Source organism: Micavibrio sp. TMED2 (assembly GCA_002168225.1).
Classification (GTDB): Bacteria; Pseudomonadota; Alphaproteobacteria; order TMED2; family TMED2; genus TMED2.
Map to the genome: position 1 here is coordinate 29,735 of NHBH01000008.1, position 18,151 is coordinate 47,885.

Sequence of the window (18,151 nt, forward strand, 5' to 3'; positions counted from 1 at the left end):
GGGTCTGGTCCGGTAGGGGCAGGATAGTACGTTAAGCACTCATCAGTGACGATTTCAGCTTCTAGAGTTGGAATGTAGCGTCAAACTCTCTCTGTCCTGCCTTCGTGAAACGCACAATCCGGTTTTCTGGAATACGTTTTGCCCAGCTCAGGTTTTCCATCTGAGTGAGCAGCGCACGACCAAGGCTACCTGCAAGGTGTGATCGGCGCTCACTCCAATCCAGGCACTCCCGGCAAAGGGGAGATTTCTTCGCCGTGAGCGCATTCAGATCAATTCCAAAATCGCGGACAAAGCTCGCTCCCGTTTTCGTCAAAGTAAGGCCATCAGCGCTGATGTCGAGGAAACCCTGGCGCAGAAAGCTGTCATACATCTGTATGCCCATATGGCCTGCGAGGTGGTTGTAGCACACGCGCGCCTTCCGAAGTTCTTCATCACGTGGCCCTGTTCGGGTGCGCAAATGTCCTGATCCGGCAGCCAGCCCCATCAGGGCTTCGAGAACATAGGCCACCTCATCATCCGCTAGAGAAAAGTATTTATGGCGTCCTTGTTTGCGCGGCATCAGCAGGCCGCCTTCGTCTAGCTTTGCCAGATGCGAGCTGGCGGTTTGTAGGGTAATGCCCGCTTCCTGAGACAATTCTGTTGCCGTCAGGGCTTTACCGCTCATCAACGCTGTCAGCATGTTCGCACGGGCGGGATCACCGATCAGCGCGGCGATGCGGGCTATATCTGGGCCATCTTTCATAGTTCGACCGTAGTCGAAGCATTTCAGACAGGCAATGCGTTAGATTTGAGGCAAATCATAAATGAGGACCACCATGCTGACCTGTGTCATCCGTTATCACATTGATCCAACGAAAAAAGAGCAGTTTGAACAATATGCCCGCAACTGGGGCCAAGCTATCCCGGGGTGTGGCGCAGATCTGGTTGGGTATTACGCACCGCACGAAGGGTCGAGCACGCTGGCTTATGGGATCTACAACATCCCATCACTGGCCGAATACGAAGCCTACCGCACACGGTTAGCAGATGATCCACTTGGCAAGGAAAACTATGAATTTGCTCAGAAAGAGAAATTTCTGCTGCGCGAAGACAGGACGTTTCTTAAATTGGCGTCTGCCCCGCATGGGGCGCAGAAATGATCGCCGTCATATTCGAAGTGGAACCAGCACCAGGACAGCGGCAAAGGTATCTTGATATTGCGGCTGAGCTGCGCCCGCTTCTGGACGAAATCGACGGCTTTATCTCTATCGAACGGTTCCAGTCCCTGACCCATGCAGGGCGCATTTTATCGCTGTCCTTTTGGCGCGACGAGGAGGCGATTGCCGAGTGGCGAAGGCTGGAACAGCATCGCTTTGCACAATCAGAGGGGCGCTCAGGGGTGTTTCAGAACTATCGACTGCGGGTGGCTAAAGTTGCGCGTGACTACGGCCTTTTAGAGCGCGATCAGGCTCCTACGGATTCCGTTCAGCATCATACTATTGAAAGGGTGGCAAAATGAATGAAGCCATGTTCACGATCTTTGCGGCCTGGGCCGCACTCGCCGCCGCCGCAATTTCTCCCGGTCCCAATATGGTCGCCGTTGCCTCACGCGGTCTTGGTTCGGGGAGAGGGTCGGCCTTGCTGGTTGCCTTTGGCATCGCGCTTGGAGGGTTTGGCTGGGCGATGCTGACCGCATTGGGATTTGGAACTCTGTTCGAAAAGTTTCCTGTATTAATTAGAGTTCTAGGAGTGGTTGGTGGACTGTATCTGGGCTGGCTTGGCTACAAGGGATGGCGTGCGGCTGTAACAGGCGCTCCCGGTGAAATTACCCCTCAGAAAGGGGAAGGCACTTGGCGAGATGTTCGGTACGGGCTTGTGGTAACAGCGACAAATCCAAAAGTTGCCCTGCTATGGGCATCACTTTCCACTTTCGTCGGCAGTCAAACGACTTCCTTGCCATTGCTGATTTTGTTCGCCTGTGGTTCATCGGTCATCCTCTTCGCAATTTACGGCGGATATGGGCTGCTGTTTTCCGTGAGCGGCATCAGGCAACTGTATGCGCGTTTCCAGAAAGCCAGCGAAGCCGTATTTGGCACAATATTCGGCATGATTGGCATTGGGATGATCTTGCGCTCTGTCAGGGGAAGTTTGTGATGCCGCGATGAACGGTCGGACATGCACTAAGTTTGGTTTCTATTCAGAGTTCTGTAAACGGTTGGCCGTGACACGGAGAATACTTCAGCCAGATCGCTGATGGAGTAATCCCCGGTTGCGTGCATGCGGCAAAGTTCGCGCTGTTGCTTCTCAGATAGCTTGGGTTGTTTGCCGCGCAGTTTACCTTTGGCGCGCGCGATAGCCATGCCTTCACGAGTCCGCATGCGGATCAGATCGGCCTCGAACTCGGCAAAGGTGGCCAGGATATTGAAGAACATTTTGCCCATCGGATCGGACGGATCATAGACGGACGCACCGAGAGCCAGCTTCACTCCTTTGTTCTGGAGCTGGTCGGCTATGGCACGGGCATCTGGCACAGATCGGGCCAACCGGTCGAGCTTGGGTACGAGATGTTCTCGGGTCAAGGCGTACGCGATCTGAAAACATGGTTGGCACAGGAAGCGGAAACAGCGCGGTCCAGCTTGGATCTCGCTCGGCGGCTTGTAGAGCAATGCCGCCAGACTCAGATAATCCTGCCAGGTGTCTCTGTTGTCGAACGGCTTTGCGCAGATGCCCTAGTTGCCGCAGAACGGAAGATCGACAGCCGTATTGCGGAGCGGGTCAGTGAACCCATGCAAGCCCAACTGGATTCATTGCTGACGGAATTGGTCGATGAGCGGATCAGCCGGTTTGTCTGGCTGCGTCAGTTTGAGGTCGGACAGAATTCGGCCGGGGCCAGCCGCCTTCTGGATCGGCTGGAATTCTTGCAGGCGCTCGGAATTCCGACCGAAACTCTGGACAAGGTGCCCCCACATCGAATTGCCCAATTGCGCAAACAGGGTGAACGGTATTTTGCGGATGGGTTGCGGGACATGTCCAGTGATCGGCGGCTCGCCATTCTGGCGGTTTGTGTCGTGGAATGGCAGGCGGCCATCGCTGATGCCGTGGTCGAAACCCATGATCGGATCGTTGGGAAGACATGGCGCAATGCCAAGAGGTTGTGTGATACCCGCGTTGACGATGCAAAGGCTGCTGTCCAACAGACGTTGCGATCCTTCAGCGAGTTGGGAACCGCCTTACTCGCCGCACATAGCGATGGTGTATCCCTCGAAACCGCTGTTTCGGACACACCTGGATGGTCGGTCCTGGAGGAGCTGGTTGCAACGTCGGCGCAATTGACCAACACCATGGCAGCGGACCCACTTACTCATGTCGTGCAAGGACATCGCCGTTTCCGGCGCTATGCCCCACGCATGCTGAAAGCGCTAGACATAAAGGCCGCCCCGGTCGCTATTCCCTTGGTAAATGCCGTTGAGGCAATTGGTGGAAAAACAGACCAGGCAAAACCGACAGATTTTCTGCGCAAAAACTCGAAATGGCATCGACACCTTAAAGCTCAGCCGGAGGATGACCATCGCTTCTGGGAAGTTGCAGTGCTGTTTCATCTACGCGATGCTTTCCGTTCCGGAGACATCTGGCTGGGGCATTCAAAACGCTACGCTGATTTGAAGCAGGCCCTTGTGCCAATCTCAGCCGTTCCCGCCATCCCCAGATTAACAATGCCTCTTGATCCGGCTATTTGGCTTTCAGATCGAAAGGTGCGGATCACCGATGGCCTAAACCGTTTAGCGCGCGCTGCCAGGCACGGAGCCATCCCCGGCGGGTCTATCGAGAATGGCGCGCTCAAGATCGAGCGACTGACAACCGCCGTACCTGATGAGGCGGAAGAGCACGTCCTTGATCTCTATCGCCAACTTCCAGATATCCGCATCACCGATCTGCTTCTGGAAGTGGATGAGGTCACAGGATTCACAGACGCCTTCACCCATCTGCGGACAGGTGGGCCCTGCAAGGACAGGATTGGACTGCTGAATGTTCTGCTGGCGGAAGGGCTGAATCTCGGCCTGAGCAAGATGGACGAAGCCAGCAACACCCATGATTACCTCCAACTGTCACGCTTGTCTCGTTGGCACATCGAAAGTGATGCCATCAACCGGGCACTGGCGGCAGTCATTGATGCGCAATCCAGATTGCCGATGGCAAAGTTCTGGGGTGCAGGTGTCACCGCGTCCAGTGATGGTCAGTTCTTCCCGGCGGCTCGACAGGGCGAGGCGATGAACCTGATCAATGCAAAATACGGTAATGAGCCGGGGTTAAAAGCCTATACCCACGTATCCGACCAGTTCGGCCCATTCGCCACCCAGAACATTCCGGCTACGGTGAGCGAAGCGCCCTACATCCTCGACGGTTTGCTCATGAGTGAAACCGGCAAGCGGATCAAAGAGCAATATGCCGACACCGGTGGATTCACTGATCATGTCTTTGCCGTTTCTGTCCTGCTGGGCTATCGGTTCATCCCGCGTATCCGGGATCTGCCATCCAAGCGCTTGTATGTGTCCGATCCGTCAGCAACCCCCAACGAGCTGCGGGGCCTGATTGGCGGAAAAGTCCGCGAAAACCTGATTGCCCAGAATTGGCCAGACATTCTGCGTGCCGTCGCGACAATGGCGGCAGGGGTCATGCCTCCCAGCCAACTGCTGAAGAAGTTCGCATCGTACCCACGTCAGCATGAACTGGCGGTTGCTCTGCGGGAGATCGATCGCATCGAGCGCACCCTGTTTATTATCGAATGGTTGCTGGATACCGACATGCAGCGCCGCGCCCAGATCGGCCTGAACAAGGGGGAAGCCCATCACGCATTAAAGAAAGCTCTGCGCATTGGAAGGCAAGGTGAAATCCGGGACCGTACCGCTGAAGGTCAGCACTACAGGATGGCTGGCCTGAACCTACTGGCCGCGATCATCATTTACTGGAACACGGATCATCTCGGACACGCAGTTACTCATAGATTACAAGGCAGTTTAGATTGTCCACCAGAGCTTCTATCGCATATCTCGCCACTCGGATGGGCGCATATTCTTTTGACCGGCGAATACAGGTGGCCAAAGCGATAGCCCACCCAGCTTAACGTACTATCCTGCCCCCTACCGGATCAGACCCCTTTGTAGCGGCGCTTGTCATACTTGATGGGATAGGCGCGAGATTTGCGGCCTGGGATGCAAGGCTTGATGCCCTTTTCCTGCAGGGCGTCCCGGAACCAATCAGGCATCATAACCACGGTCGGCAAGCAGCCATTGCGCTCTGGGCAATTCGTCAAGCAGTGCCGCTGCGCCGATGTAGTCTGTGGTCATGAAGAAGCTGATCGGTCGGCCATTCGCATCCGTCACGGCATGAAGCTTGGTATTCATCCCGCCTTTGGTGCGGCCAATCAGGCGCCCAAGACCCTTTTTAACCCGCAGGCTTGATGCCGTACGGTGGGCCTTGAGATAGGTTGCGTCGATCATCACTGTCTTGCGATCCGCGCCCGCAGAAGCCAGGCCTTCCATCATCCGAACGAAAACACCCCGCTCGCTCCATCGCTTCCACCTGTTGTACAGCGTCTTATGCGGGCCATCTGTTCGTCGGTCAGCCAATATAAGTCACTCATAGTCAGTCTTCTTGAAGAGACTGAATCACACGAAGAATGCCACACCTGCATTCCAAATTTCGTCACATATGACGCCCCACGATGCGGAGATAGGGTAAAAGCGCTGTCTCGTTGATCTGAATCAATGCCCGCAACTTACAGTTGTATTTTTATGGGGTTGTTGACTAGTGTAATTCGGTCTGACGGCATAGCAACGGGAAGGATAATGTGATGAGCAAAACCAGAAAAACAACAACTAGCCCCCAGTCATTTACAGGCTTTTTTCCCCTGTTTGATATGGAGGCAGCCATTTGTGCCAATGAGCGATCACTGAAATCCGCCGTTGATATGCAAGAGCATTTTTTCAAACAGATCATCTCAATGAACCGTGAATACTACAAATTCATTGAGCGCCGTCTGGAGAAGGATCGTCAGGTGCTGAAGAGCCTTGGCAACTGCAACTGTCCCGGTGATGTCATGAAAGTATATGGGCAGTTCTTCGAGACGGCGGCCAAAAACTACTCTGATGAATTCAGCCGGATTGCCAGCCTGTACGAAAAACAGGTCGAGGAAGCCGTGGAGGACGTCAAACAGCAGGTTGACCAGACTACGATGGCGGCACTTTAATCTACCGGTGCTGCCTTCTAACATGCCTTAACAGTTTCCCATATCCACTAGCGGCGGCGCATTGATTAATGATGAAAAACCAATCGCGAAATGCGCCGGTCAGTCAGGTGCACCATCATCACAGCTTGCCACCGGTTACCGGTGACGAGGCTGTTGACGACATCGGTGATGCCTCATCCCTGACCGAGGTATCAGATCGCGCTCTGCGCGCGCTGATTGCACGCTATACCCTTGGCCTGTCTCCGGCGGCGATGCTTGATGCCTGGAGTGACTGGGCACTGCATCTGGCGGCAGCACCGGGCAAGCGTACCCGTCTGGTTGAAAAAGCGACCCGCAAGCTGGTCCGTTATCAGCAATATGCCCTGCATTGCGCACTGGCCGGGGCGGATGCCGGAAAATGTATTGAACCACTGGCACAGGATCGCCGGTTCGGCGCCGAGGCATGGCAACAGCGACCGTTCAACCTGATCTATCAGGCGTTTTTATTGCAACAGCAATGGTGGTGGAATGCCACCACCGGCGTGCGCGGCGTTTCCGCCGAGCATGAGCGTATGGTTGAATTCGGCGCGCGCCAGATGCTCGATGTTATCTCGCCCGCCAATTATATGCTGACCAATCCCGAGGTCTTGCAGCGCACCATGGAAACCGGCGGGCTCAATCTCTGGCAAGGGGCTCTCAACTGGTGGGAGGATGCCGCGCGTCTGGCAGCTGGGGAGAAGGCTGCTGCCCCGCAGGACAAGTATGTCGTCGGCCAGACACTGGCTGTAACGCCCGGCAAAGTGGTCTATCGTAACCACCTTATTGAACTGATCCAGTACAAGCCGACAACCGACAAGGTGCGACCGGAGCCGGTGCTGATTACCCCGGCCTGGATCATGAAGTACTACATTCTCGACCTCAGCCCGGAAAATTCGCTGGTTCGCTATCTGACCGCACAGGGTTTTACCGTCTTCATGATCTCCTGGCGCAATCCGGGCGCGGCGGAACGCGATCTCGGTATGGATGATTATCTCGCCATGGGGCCGATGGCGGCGCTGGATGCGGTGCAGGCCATTACCGGGTCGGATCGGGTACATGGTTGCGGCTATTGCATTGGTGGTACCCTGATGACGATTGCCGCTGCTGCCATGGCGCGGGACGGCGATGAGCGTCTGACCAGCCTGACCCTGTTTGCCGCCCAGTCGGATTTTACCGAGGCTGGCGAGTTGATGCTGTTCGTTTCGGAAAGCCAACTGAGCTTCCTCGAGGATATGATGTGGGAGCAGGGTTATCTCGATACCCAGCAGATGGCCGGGGCCTTCCAGATGCTGCGCTCCGCTGACCTGATCTGGTCCCGCAATACCCGCGAATACCTGATGGGCGAACGGGCGCAGCCGAATGATCTCATGGTCTGGAATGCGGATGCCACCCGTATGCCCTATCGGATGCATTCGGAATATCTGCGGCAGCTGTTTCTTGAGAACAGTCTCGCCGGTGGTCGTTTTCATGTTGGCGATGCCGCCATTGCCCTGTCGGATATCCGATTGCCGGTCTTCGCCGTCGGTACCGAGACCGATCACGTCGCCCCATGGCACTCGGTGTTCAAGGCTCACCTGCTGTTTGATGCCGATGTAACCTTTGTCCTGACCAGTGGCGGGCATAATGCTGGCATCGTCTCCGAGCCGGGCCACCCCCGACGCCATTACCGGATGCAGACGACAGGAGCGCATGAACCCTATCAGGACCATGATGAATGGCTGGAAACAGCGCCCTCATATGAGGGGTCATGGTGGCCCGCCTGGGCAGAATGGCTGGGCGATCATTCGGAAGTGCCAGCTGCGCCACCTGCCATGGGCGCGCCGGACAGGGGCTACCCGGTATTGCAGGATGCCCCGGGTAGCTACGTATTCCAGAAATAGCATTCGACAGGTGATGGGCTGGCGGGGCTAACAGTTCAAGCCATCAGATGCTGGCCGCTATCGACCGGGATCACGGTACCGGTAATGCGGCGTGCGGCATCGCTGACCAGAAATGCCGCCAATGCCCCGACATCGGCGATGTCCACCAGTTGCCGCTCCGGCACTGAAGCGGCGGCGCGTTCGAGCAACTGATCGAACCGGTCGATACCGCTTGCCGCCCGCGTCGCGATCGGGCCGGGTGAGATGGCATGGGCGCGGATACCCTTCGGCCCCAGCTCGGCGGCGATGTAACGGGTGGCACTTTCCAGCGCCGCCTTCACCGGTCCCATCAGATTGTAATGCTCGACCACCCGTTCGGAGCCATAGAAGGTGATGGTCAGCAGGCAGCCACCATTCGCCATCAGCGGTTCGGCCCGGCGCGCCATCTCGATAAAGGAGTGGCAGGAGACATCCATCGCCATACCGAAACCCTCCGCCGAACTGTCGACCACCCGGCCATGCAGATCATCCTTCGGTGCGAAAGCGATGGAGTGCAGCAGGAAGTCGAGCCCGCCCCATTCCTGTTCGATCCGGGCAAACAGGGCCTCGGTCTGCCCCGGTTCCCGCACATCGCAAGGGGCCATCCACTCGAAGCCGAGCCGTTCGGTCACCGGGTCGACAAACGGTTTTGCCTTCTCATTCAAATAGGTGCCNGCGAGGCGCGCGCCGCTGTCGCGGAATGCCTCGGCGCAGCCGGTGGCAATGCTATGCTCATTGGCGATGCCGATAACGAGGCCGCGCTTGCCGGTGAGGTCCATCAGGTTCTTCATGACTTGTTTTATTCCTGTTGCCGGAGGTGTTCGAGGGTGTGTAGTGCGATCATCCGTTCCTCATCGGTTGGCATGACGCGGATGGTCACCGGGCTGCCTTTGGTACTGATGATCTCCGCGCCTTGCCGGTTGGCCTCCGCATCCATCTGGAGGCCGAGCCAGCCCATGCGCGCGCAGGCCAGTCGCCGGATTTCAGGCGCATTCTCGCCAATCCCGGCAGTAAAGATCAGCCCGTCGATGCCACCGAGTGAAGCGACCAGTGCACCAGTCTCCCGCGCGATGCGGTAGCAGAACAGCTCAACCGCCTCGGCAGCGTTGGGATCACTGCTATCCAGCAGGCTGCGCATATCGCTGGAAATGCCGGAGACGCCGAGCAGNCCCGACTGCTTGTACAGCAGTTCCTCAATCTCCTGCGGTGTCATCTGCTTGTGTTCGGCNAGATACAGCACCACGCCGGGATCGATGCTGCCGCAGCGCGTGCCCATCATCAATCCGTCCAGAGCGGTGAANCCCATGGTGGTATCAATACTGCGTCCATTCTGCATGGCGCACAGGCTGGCACCATTGCCGAGATGCGCGACGATTACCCGTCCGGCCGCCAGAGCCGGATCGACCTGTTGCAGGCGACGGTAGATATATTCGTATGAAATGCCGTGAAAGCCATAGCGTTGGATCCCCTCTGCCTGCAGTGCGCGCGGCAGGGCGAAGCGGGTNGCCACAGCGGGNTGNTGCCGGTGGAAGGCGGTATCGAAACAGGCGATCTGGCGCAGGTTCGGTCTGACCGCGGCCACGGCATTGATGGCCGCAATATTATGCGGCTGATGCAACGGAGCCAGAGGATTGAGAGCCGCCAGCTTCTCAACCACAGCAGGCATGATGGTTACCGGCATGGTGTAGATCGTGCCGCCATGCACGACCCGGTGACCGACACCGATCAGCAGGTCACCACCCAGATGATCCTCGACCCAGTCAAGCAGATCGCCGAGAAAATCCTCATGGGTGAGATCGGCATCGCCGTCCCAGTGTTTTTCAGTCACCTGATGACCGTCGCCATCCGTGGCAATCAGATGCGGTGCGGTGCCGATACCCTCGATCTTGCCATGGAACTGGCAGTCCAGTTCCTGGCCAGCCAGCTCGTACAGGGCGAATTTGATGCTGGAGGAACCGGCATTAAGGGTCAGGATCGCCTGNGGCACGGTTATGATACTCCGGGGGCNGCCTTGGTGTTGGCACGGCTCANCAGGGTGGCAAGGGCGGCGGAGGCAAGACGGGTCTCGACACTGTCGGCCCGGCTGGTCAGCACGATCGGCACCCGTGCGCCCAGCACCACCCCGGCGGCATCGGCATCGGCGAGGAAGGTGAGCTGCTTGGCGACCATATTGCCGGCTTCCAGATCAGGTACCAGCAGGATATCCGCCCTGCCCGCTACCTCGGATGTAATCCCCTTCTCTTTTGCCGCCTTCTCGCTGACCGCATTGTCGAAGGCGAGCGGACCATCGAGCAAAGCACCGCTGATCTGGCCGCGATCCGCCATTTTGCACAGCGCGGCGGCGTCGAGCGTCGAGCGCATTTTGGGATTGACCGTCTCCACCGCGGCAAGGATGGCAACGCGCGGTGTCTCAATGCCGATCACATGGGCGACATCGATGGCGTTGCGGATGATGTCGGCCTTTTCCTCAAGCGTTGGATTGATGTTGATCGCGGCATCGGTGATCAACAGCGGGCGGTCGTAACCGGGTACGTCCATCAGATAACAATGGCTGAGCCGCCGTTCCGTGCGCAGTCCGGTATCACCGGCCAGCACCGCCGACATAAGCTCATCGGTATGCAACGAGCCTTTTATCAGCATCCTTNCCTCACCCGCNGCGGCCATTGCTGCGGCACGCTCNGCNGCGGCATGGCTGTGGGGNGTGTCNATCAGNCGGTAGGGCGAAATNTCGATGCCGGCAGTATCGGCNGCNGCNTTTATCNTGCTNTCCGGGCCGATCAGAATGGGCGCGATGAACCCGGCCTCGGCGGCTTGCACCGCAGCTGACAGGGCGGTTGCATCACATGGATGGGCAATGGCGGCAGGGGCAGGATCGCCGCCTTTGGCCTGTACCAGCAGGGCGCGGTAGCGCGCATGGCTTGCCAACCGCACCTCGGGCAGGGCCATGCGCTGGCGCTTCACCTTCTCCGTGGGGGCGATCACCTTTGCCTCGCCGGTAATGACATCCTCGCCATGTTGGTTGGTGCAGCGACAGTCGAAGGTCAGGCAATGGCGCCTGTCATCCTTGGCAGTCACGGTGACAGAGGCGGTGATGGTGTCGCCGGGAACGACCGGTTTGCGGAAGCGTAGCCCCTGCTCCAGATAGATAGTACCGGGACCGGGCAATTCGGTACCGAACACAGCAGAAATCAGCCCGCTCCCCCACATGCCATGGGCAATAACCTTGTGAAAAATGTCCGTGGCAGCATATTCGGGATCAACATGCGCCGGATTGACGTCGCCAGTGACTACGGCAAAGAGCAGGATATCTTCCGGCGTCAGGGTGCGGGTCAAACAGGCGGTGTCGCCGATACCGATCTCGTCATAGGTCCGGTTTTCGATCATGGCTTTGGAATTCATGTGCGGCCTGCATAACGGAGCATATTCAATGTCTGTCTTAATTTCGGAGGATATTAGAAATAGAATTCAGAAGTCGTATAAACCAGAGGCTGGGGCCTACCTAATCTCAGAATGTTAAAGCTTCTGGGGGCGGGGTATCCTGAACGTGGCGATGAAATATAGTGCGGTGAGGGAATGGAATCTCAATACCTAATTCATCGAACCGGTTTTTGATGCGCCGCAACATTTCCCGCTTGATCATCCATTGCTTAAGCGGACGGGTCTTGATCAGCATCCGAATAACTACGGCTGAGTCCTCAAAGGAATTGACGCCCAGCATCTCCGGCTCACCGATGATCCATATGCCAAAGCGTGGCTCATGGCGCAATTCATCAGCTATTTGCATAAGTGCTGCGATAACAATGTCGACCTTCTCTTTATAGGCCACCCCTATATCCAACACAATGCATGACCAGCCATGAGTGAGGTTGCTAACGGTATTGATCTGGCCGTGGGGGATGAAGTGTGCTGTGCCCGCGAGATCGCGCAAGACAGTTATACGGAGGTTAACATCCTCGACAGTGCCGGAAATATCATTGATGCGGACAACGTTACCCACACGATACTGGTTTTCCGTCAAGATCATAAAACCAGAGAAATAGTCCTTGATCAGACTCTGGGCGCCAAAAGCTATGGCGATGGAAAAGACGGCCGCACTGCCCAGCAACACTCTCAGATCAACGCCGAATGATGAGAGCAGCATCAAACCCGCTAATAGTATCACGACGAGGGTAACACTGCTTTGCAGCACCCTGCTGACGGTTTCAATACGCTCTTCGCGTTCTTCACTGGAGCCATAACGATGCTTACCAATAAGGCCATTTAGCAGGCGCTTGGCAAAGTGCCGGGTCAAAATCCAAGCCAGAAGCAACACCATTCCTGCCAAGAGCAAACGGGGAGCATAATATATGAGCCATCGCTTTATATTGTAGGGTGCAACTGGACTATTGAGAAATTCCATGCGTTGCCTGGCATCAATGAGCCGCTCCTGGGCCTTGATAACTATCTGTTGCAAAGGGATGTGCAGGGGCTTATCCGTTTGCAATCGCTGTTCTAAAGTTTGCTGTATGGCCTGCTGTTCTGCCAAGTAGCTCTCTGTAGTGGTAACGAGTTGCTTTAATATGGGTAAATAAGCCTGAAACTCAGATTGCAGACCCTGATCCGTCGATTCAACAACCAACGCTTCTAATTGGCTGAATTGCTCCCGGAAACCTTCCAGAAACAACTGAGACTGAGTCACAGCATTACGAGTGATAAGCAGATCTCTTGCCATAAGTGAGGCAATAGTCTCCGCCAGTCGAAATTGCTCCTCAGCAGTTGCGAGTTCGTGCTCACGTTGGCTGACGCTGCGGACCGCCTCAGCTAATGCATGATCGAGAATAGGAGGCGCTGTGGTAACTGTTTCCGGAGCTTGTGGTTTGACCGGGGGAGCTGCCTGAGCCGGTTTGTCGGTGTGGATGGTTGAGGATATCGGGAGACTTCGTCCGAAGCTGATAAAGTCCAATGCCTGCTGCTCTGCAATGATGCGATCCTTGAGTAGAGTACTCTGCTGAGATGCATTCTGACGTCGGGCGAGCAGCATATCCAACCAGTCACGATAAAGCTTCCAGCCGAATAGGGTTGGGTTGTTGATCTCGGTTGCAGTTACGTGTCCGCGAGTTGTCGCAGCCTGATCCTGACGATTGAAGGCATTGGTAGTCTTCTCGATTATTTGTCCCAGTTCTTCGACCTGCTTCTGCAGATTGCGCAACCTGAAATTATCTTCATTAATGAGCTGCTGCAGCCGCAGCATGATTTCTGCATCTGTCTGTTGAAGTTGAATATGACTCTCTTTGGGGAACGTGTCGGCCTCCAGAGAGACTTGAGCATTTGCTTCTGTACCATCCAGTTGCGGCAATATCAGTGCGATGCAGAAATAAACAGCACGTAATAACATTCGGGAATATATGGCGGACATGTTCTTTCCAGTCCTTGATTTCATTAGAGAGCAATCTTCCCTACTCTGAGACAGCACCAAGGCAGAACTCCAGCATTCTGGTGGTCAACGCTTCCAGAGTATTATGGTGAGCACAGCCGAGGGCTTCCAGCTCAATAACGTCTCGCAGAATCCGGATGCCAAGCAGGAGTGCTGCTATCATGCTCGCCCGCACTTCCCCGTCGGTGTCAATCTGTCCGGCCAGTGGACCAATAACTTCTTCCAGAATAAATTGCCGTTGTACCGACAGCGCTGTAGCACTGGAAAGGGAATGGACCACTATGCGTAGTGGATCAATACTATCATTATTTGTATTTGCGGGTCGGAACACATCTTTTGTGAATTTTGTCACAAGATCGGAGGCGGAAGCCTGCGCTGTACGATCCAACGCAAAGGACAGGCGGAGTACTTCGGTGAAGAGCTTCTCTTTCGATCCAAAAGTGCGATGAACATAAGCAACATCAACGCCGACATCCTCGGCAATGTTGCGCAACCCAACCTGCTCGTATGATGCACTGGAAAAACACCTTTGGGCGGATTCAAGGATACGGTCGCGAGTGGTGAGTTTGTCACTTGCTTTTAATTCGGCCCGTGCCATTCAGATCCCCTCACCGCCGATTGCCTGATGCAGGGATTAAGACTAGGCTCCGCATAAAAGTCAACGACTGTTGACTTGGATCAAGGTACCGTGCGTATCTATGGCTACATTAGCGAAAGCAATATTTTATAACGGATGTTCATCGTGCTGGATAACAGATTGAAACGACCGATTATTATGGGGCTGTTACTGGCCCTGCTGCTGGGTGCGGCAATCTGGTATGGCGTGAAGCCCGCAACGCTCCCGCAGGGTTTCGCCAAGGGTAATGGCCGGATTGAAGCCGTCGAGATTGATGTGGCAACCAAAACCCCGGGACGTGTGCTCGAGATACTGGTCGATGAGGGCAGCTTCATCAGTGCAGGCCAAATTCTGGCACGGATGGATACAGCCGTTCTGACAGCCCAGCTACGGGAAGCAGAGGCCCAGTTCGAACAGGCAAAAATCGGCGTTGATACAGCCCAGAGCATGGTTGCCCAGCGGCTGGCCGAGAAAGAGGCTGCCAAGGCAGTTGTTGCCCAGCGTCAGGCGGAAGTGGATGCGGCATCCAAACGATTGGCGCGGACCGAACAGCTGACCGCCAAGGGAAATGCCTCCGTACAGCAGCTTGATGATGACCGGGCAGATACAGCCGGTCGGAAAGCGGCGTTCAGTGCTGCCATTGCCCAGGTCTCTGCTGTCGAGGCGGCGCTGGGCGCTGCCCGTGCGCAGGTAATTGCCGCCCGGTCAGCCGTTGCGGCAAGCAAGGCAACAATGGAGCGTATTCAGGCTGATATCGATGACAGCGCGTTGCGCTCCCCGCGTGATGGCCGCGTCCAGTATCGGGTCGCACAACCGGGCGAGGTGCTGAGCGCTGGCGGCGCAGTTCTCAACCTTGTCGACCTTTCGGATGTCTATATGACCTTCTTCCTGCCGACAGCAGAAGCAGGCAGGGTCGCCATCGGTGCCGAGGCGCATATTGTTCTGGATGCAGCGCCTGACTATGTCATTCCGGCCGAGATATCCCTAGTCTCCGATGTCGCACAGTTCACACCCAAGACGGTGGAAACAGCCGAGGAACGCCAGAAGCTCATGTTCCGCCTGAAGGCCCGGATCGACAAGACATTGCTGCAGCAATATCTCGAGCAGGTCAAAACCGGGCTGCCCGGCATGGTCTATGTCAAACTGGACCCGGATGCCGAATGGCCGGATGAACTGCAAATCAGGCTGCCGAAATGACTGCGGACCGGCCTGTGCAGGACCCTGTCATTCATCTGGATCGGCTGACACTGCGTTACGGTCAGACGCTGGCGCTTGATGATGTGTCGCTGGCGGTCAGTGCCGGTGGCATCCTCGGCCTGATCGGCCCGGATGGTGTTGGCAAATCAAGCCTGCTGGCGCTGATTGCCGGGGCCAGAAAACTGCAGGAGGGCAACCTCTCTGTCCTCGGCGGCGATATGCGCAGGCAGCAGCATCGTCAGGCCGTTTGTCCGCGCATTGCCTATATGCCGCAAGGATTGGGCAAGAACCTCTATCCGACCCTTTCGGTTTTCGAGAATATCGACTTCTTCGGACGCCTGTTCGGTCATGGCCGTGCCGAACGCGAGCGGCGGATAGCGGAACTGACCCGCAGCACCGGTCTGGAACGGTTTCTCGACCGCCCGGCGGGCAAGCTGTCCGGCGGCATGAAACAGAAACTGGGCTTGTGCTGTGCTTTGATTCACGACCCCGATCTGCTACTTCTGGATGAACCGACAACCGGGGTCGATCCGTTGTCGAGGAGGCAATTCTGGTCACTTGTCGACCAGATACGTGCCGACCGTCCGGGTATGACCGTGATTGTTGCCACCGCCTATATGGAGGAGGCCGCGGGATTTGATCGGCTTGTGGCCATGGATGCGGGGCGCATTCTGGCAAGCGGCACACCGGGCGAATTGCTGGCCCAGACCGGTGCGGAAAATCTTGAAGGAGCTTTTGTTGCACTGTTGCCGGCAGCAAAGCGTGCAGAGCATCGGGCCGTCGAAAAGCAGGCTTTTGTCAGTGCGGACGGTGCGGAACAGATTGCAATCGAAGCACAGGATCTGACGATAAGGTTTGGTGACTTTACCGCTGTCGATCATGTCAGTTTCCAGATCCGTCGGGGCGAGATATTCGGTTTTCTCGGCTCCAATGGCTGTGGCAAGACCACGACCATGAAAATGCTTACCGGCCTGTTGCAACCGAGCGAGGGCAAGGCCTGGCTGTTCGGTTCGGCGCTGGAGGCCAATGACATCGCGACCCGACGCCGTGTCGGTTACATGTCACAGGGCTTCTCGCTGTATAATGAACTGACCGTTCGCCAGAACCTCGAGCTTCATGCCCAGTTGTTCAAGGTGCCGGATCGGGAAATCGGGCCGCGCGTGATCGAGATGGCGCGCCGGTTTGATCTGGCAGCGGTCATGGAAAGCCTGCCAGCCTCACTGCCGCTCGGTATGCGTCAGCGCCTGTCTTTGGCCGTTGCCATGATCCATCGGCCGGAAATGCTGATTCTGGATGAGCCGACATCAGGGGTGGACCCTGTCGCACGCGACAACTTCTGGCGCATCCTGTTCGATCTGGCCCGCAATGACGGGGTCACCATCTTTATCTCGACCCATTTCATGAACGAGGCAGCGCGTTGCGACAGGATATCGCTGATGCACGCCGGACGCGTTCTGATTACCGGCGCACCCGATGACATTGCCGCTGATCGTGGCGAGGGCAATCTTGAGGAAGCCTTCATTGCATATCTTCAGGCGGCGCAATCCGTTATTGATGCGCCGCCCGATGACATACGCCGGACAACGCAGGATCACGATGAACCGGTAATTGATGCGCAAGCTGTCAACACCGACACCCGCTCTGGCTTCGAGTTCCCGAACATGCGGCGCCTGCTCAGCTATGCCCGGCGCGAAGGCCTCGAACTGCGCCGTGATCCGATCCGGCTGACGCTTGCACTGCTTGGCAGCGCTATCCTGATGCTGGTTATGGGCTATGGGTTGACCATGGATGTTGATGACTTGACCTTTGCCGTACTGGATCATGACCAGACCTCGGCAAGTCGGGACTATGCCCTGAATATTACGGGGTCGAGCTATTTCATCGAGAAAGCCCCGCTCACAAATTATGCCGATATCGACAGGCGGATGAAATCCGGGGAGCTGGGGCTGGCGATCGAGATACCGCCAGGATTTGCCCGGGATGTTGCCCGCGGTCGGCAGGTGGAAATCGGTGCCTGGATTGATGGCGCCATGCCACAGCGGGCTGAGACGATACGCGGCTATGTAGAGGGCATGCACCAGCAATGGCTGACGGCCAAGGCGCGGGAAGCTGGCTATGGCGATGCCCTTGGTGGTCTGGTGCGGATAGAGACCCGATACCGCTACAACCCCGATGTCAAAAGCCTGATTGCCATGGTTCCCGCGGTAATCCCGCTGTTGTTGCTGATGATACCAGCCATGTTGGCGGCACTCAGTGTGGTACGGGAAAAAGAACTCGGCTCGATCACCAACCTGTATGTGACACCGACCACCCGCCTCGAGTTCCTGCTCGGCAAACAGGCCCCGTATATCCTGCTCTCAATGGTCAGTTATCTGTTGTTGACGCTCATGGCCGTGACCCTGTTTGCGGTACCGCTCAAGGGTAGCTTCCTGACCTTGTCATTGGGGGCGCTGCTCTATGTGACGGCAGCGACATCCATGGGGTTGCTGATCTCGACATTCATGAAAAGCCAGATTGCTGCGATTTTCGGTACCGCCGTCCTGTCCCTACTGCCCGCCATCAGCTTTTCCGGCATGATCCACCCGGTTGCCTCATTGGATGGCTTTGGCCGTATTGTCGGCGAAGTCTACCCGACATCCTATTTTCTGATCATTGCCCGCGGTACCTTCTCAAAGGCGCTTGGTTTCTGGGATTTGCAGCTATCGCTTCTGGCGATTGCCGCGGCTGTGCCGGTGCTCCTCGGACTGGCGGCAATATTGTTGCAGAAACAGGAGGGATAAGCC

General features: G+C 56.5%; 15 protein-coding genes and 1 pseudogene. 8 read left to right on the forward strand and 8 right to left on the reverse strand.

Annotated features, from left to right (window positions below; translation table 11 throughout):
- Positions 1-61: 61 nt before the first annotated feature.
- On the reverse strand, positions 62-742 hold the full coding sequence (locus CBB62_11490; protein ID OUT39941.1) for a transcriptional regulator: 681 nt from the start codon (positions 740-742) through the stop codon (positions 62-64).
- A gap of 73 nt (positions 743-815) precedes the next feature.
- On the opposite strand from CBB62_11490, the gene CBB62_11495 reads away from it, so the two are divergent.
- The 3 genes from CBB62_11495 to CBB62_11505 are packed head-to-tail and all read left to right on the forward strand — an operon-like array spanning position 816 to position 2,133.
- Positions 816-1,139, forward strand: a complete 324-nt coding sequence (locus tag CBB62_11495; GenBank protein ID OUT39980.1) for an NIPSNAP family protein — start codon at positions 816-818, stop codon at positions 1,137-1,139.
- A complete protein-coding gene (locus CBB62_11500) occupies positions 1,136-1,498 on the forward strand; it encodes an antibiotic biosynthesis monooxygenase (GenBank protein OUT39942.1) in 363 nt (120 codons plus the stop codon). Before CBB62_11495 ends, CBB62_11500 begins: the two co-directional genes overlap by 4 nt.
- Positions 1,495-2,133, forward strand: a complete 639-nt coding sequence (locus CBB62_11505; GenBank protein ID OUT39943.1) for a hypothetical protein — start codon at positions 1,495-1,497, stop codon at positions 2,131-2,133. The genes CBB62_11500 and CBB62_11505 overlap by 4 nt, the downstream gene beginning before the upstream one ends.
- A gap of 26 nt (positions 2,134-2,159) precedes the next feature.
- On the opposite strand, the gene CBB62_11510 is transcribed toward CBB62_11505, so the two are convergent.
- Positions 2,160-2,591 carry a DNA invertase gene (locus CBB62_11510; protein OUT39982.1) on the reverse strand — a complete coding sequence of 144 codons (432 nt, stop codon included), beginning with the start codon at positions 2,589-2,591 and terminating at the stop codon, positions 2,160-2,162.
- On the opposite strand from CBB62_11510, the gene CBB62_11515 reads away from it, so the two are divergent.
- Positions 2,544-5,087, forward strand: coding sequence for a Tn3 family transposase (locus tag CBB62_11515; protein ID OUT39981.1), 2,544 nt, complete (start codon positions 2,544-2,546; stop codon positions 5,085-5,087). The genes CBB62_11510 and CBB62_11515 overlap by 48 nt on opposite strands.
- Positions 5,088-5,134: 47 nt before the next feature.
- On the opposite strand, the pseudogene CBB62_11520 reads toward CBB62_11515, so the two are convergent.
- A pseudogene (locus CBB62_11520) lies at positions 5,135-5,588 on the reverse strand (IS5/IS1182 family transposase).
- 242 nt (positions 5,589-5,830) lie between these two features.
- Here CBB62_11520 and CBB62_11525 point away from each other — a divergent pair.
- Positions 5,831-6,226 (forward strand): hypothetical protein, encoded by a 396-nt coding sequence (locus tag CBB62_11525; GenBank protein OUT39944.1) that lies wholly within the window; start codon positions 5,831-5,833, stop codon positions 6,224-6,226.
- Between the two features lie 68 nt (positions 6,227-6,294).
- Positions 6,295-8,124: a poly-beta-hydroxybutyrate polymerase gene (locus tag CBB62_11530; GenBank protein OUT39945.1), complete on the forward strand. Its 1,830-nt coding sequence runs from the start codon at positions 6,295-6,297 to the stop codon at positions 8,122-8,124.
- A 35-nt stretch (positions 8,125-8,159) separates the two neighbouring features.
- Here the strand turns inward: CBB62_11530 and CBB62_11535 are convergent, their stop codons facing one another.
- The 5 genes from CBB62_11535 to CBB62_11555 form a co-directional block, all read right to left on the reverse strand.
- On the reverse strand, positions 8,160-8,933 hold the full coding sequence (locus CBB62_11535) for an enoyl-[acyl-carrier-protein] reductase (protein OUT39946.1): 774 nt from the start codon (positions 8,931-8,933) through the stop codon (positions 8,160-8,162).
- 8 nt (positions 8,934-8,941) lie between these two features.
- Positions 8,942-10,129 (reverse strand): acetate kinase, encoded by a 1,188-nt coding sequence (locus CBB62_11540; protein ID OUT39947.1) that lies wholly within the window; start codon positions 10,127-10,129, stop codon positions 8,942-8,944.
- 2 nt (positions 10,130-10,131) lie between these two features.
- Positions 10,132-11,541: an enoyl-CoA hydratase gene (locus CBB62_11545; protein OUT39948.1), complete on the reverse strand. Its 1,410-nt coding sequence runs from the start codon at positions 11,539-11,541 to the stop codon at positions 10,132-10,134.
- Positions 11,542-11,647: 106 nt separating this feature from the next.
- Positions 11,648-13,561 (reverse strand): hypothetical protein, encoded by a 1,914-nt coding sequence (locus CBB62_11550; GenBank protein ID OUT39949.1) that lies wholly within the window; start codon positions 13,559-13,561, stop codon positions 11,648-11,650.
- Between the two features lie 16 nt (positions 13,562-13,577).
- Positions 13,578-14,153 (reverse strand): hypothetical protein, encoded by a 576-nt coding sequence (locus tag CBB62_11555; GenBank protein ID OUT39950.1) that lies wholly within the window; start codon positions 14,151-14,153, stop codon positions 13,578-13,580.
- 177 nt (positions 14,154-14,330) lie between these two features.
- Here CBB62_11555 and CBB62_11560 point away from each other — a divergent pair, with 177 nt between their 5' ends.
- Positions 14,331-15,368 carry a glycoside hydrolase family 43 gene (locus CBB62_11560; GenBank protein OUT39951.1) on the forward strand — a complete coding sequence of 346 codons (1,038 nt, stop codon included), beginning with the start codon at positions 14,331-14,333 and terminating at the stop codon, positions 15,366-15,368.
- A complete protein-coding gene (locus CBB62_11565; protein ID OUT39952.1) occupies positions 15,365-18,148 on the forward strand; it encodes a multidrug ABC transporter ATP-binding protein in 2,784 nt (927 codons plus the stop codon). Before CBB62_11560 ends, CBB62_11565 begins: the two co-directional genes overlap by 4 nt.
- The last annotated feature ends 3 nt before the right edge of the window (positions 18,149-18,151 follow it).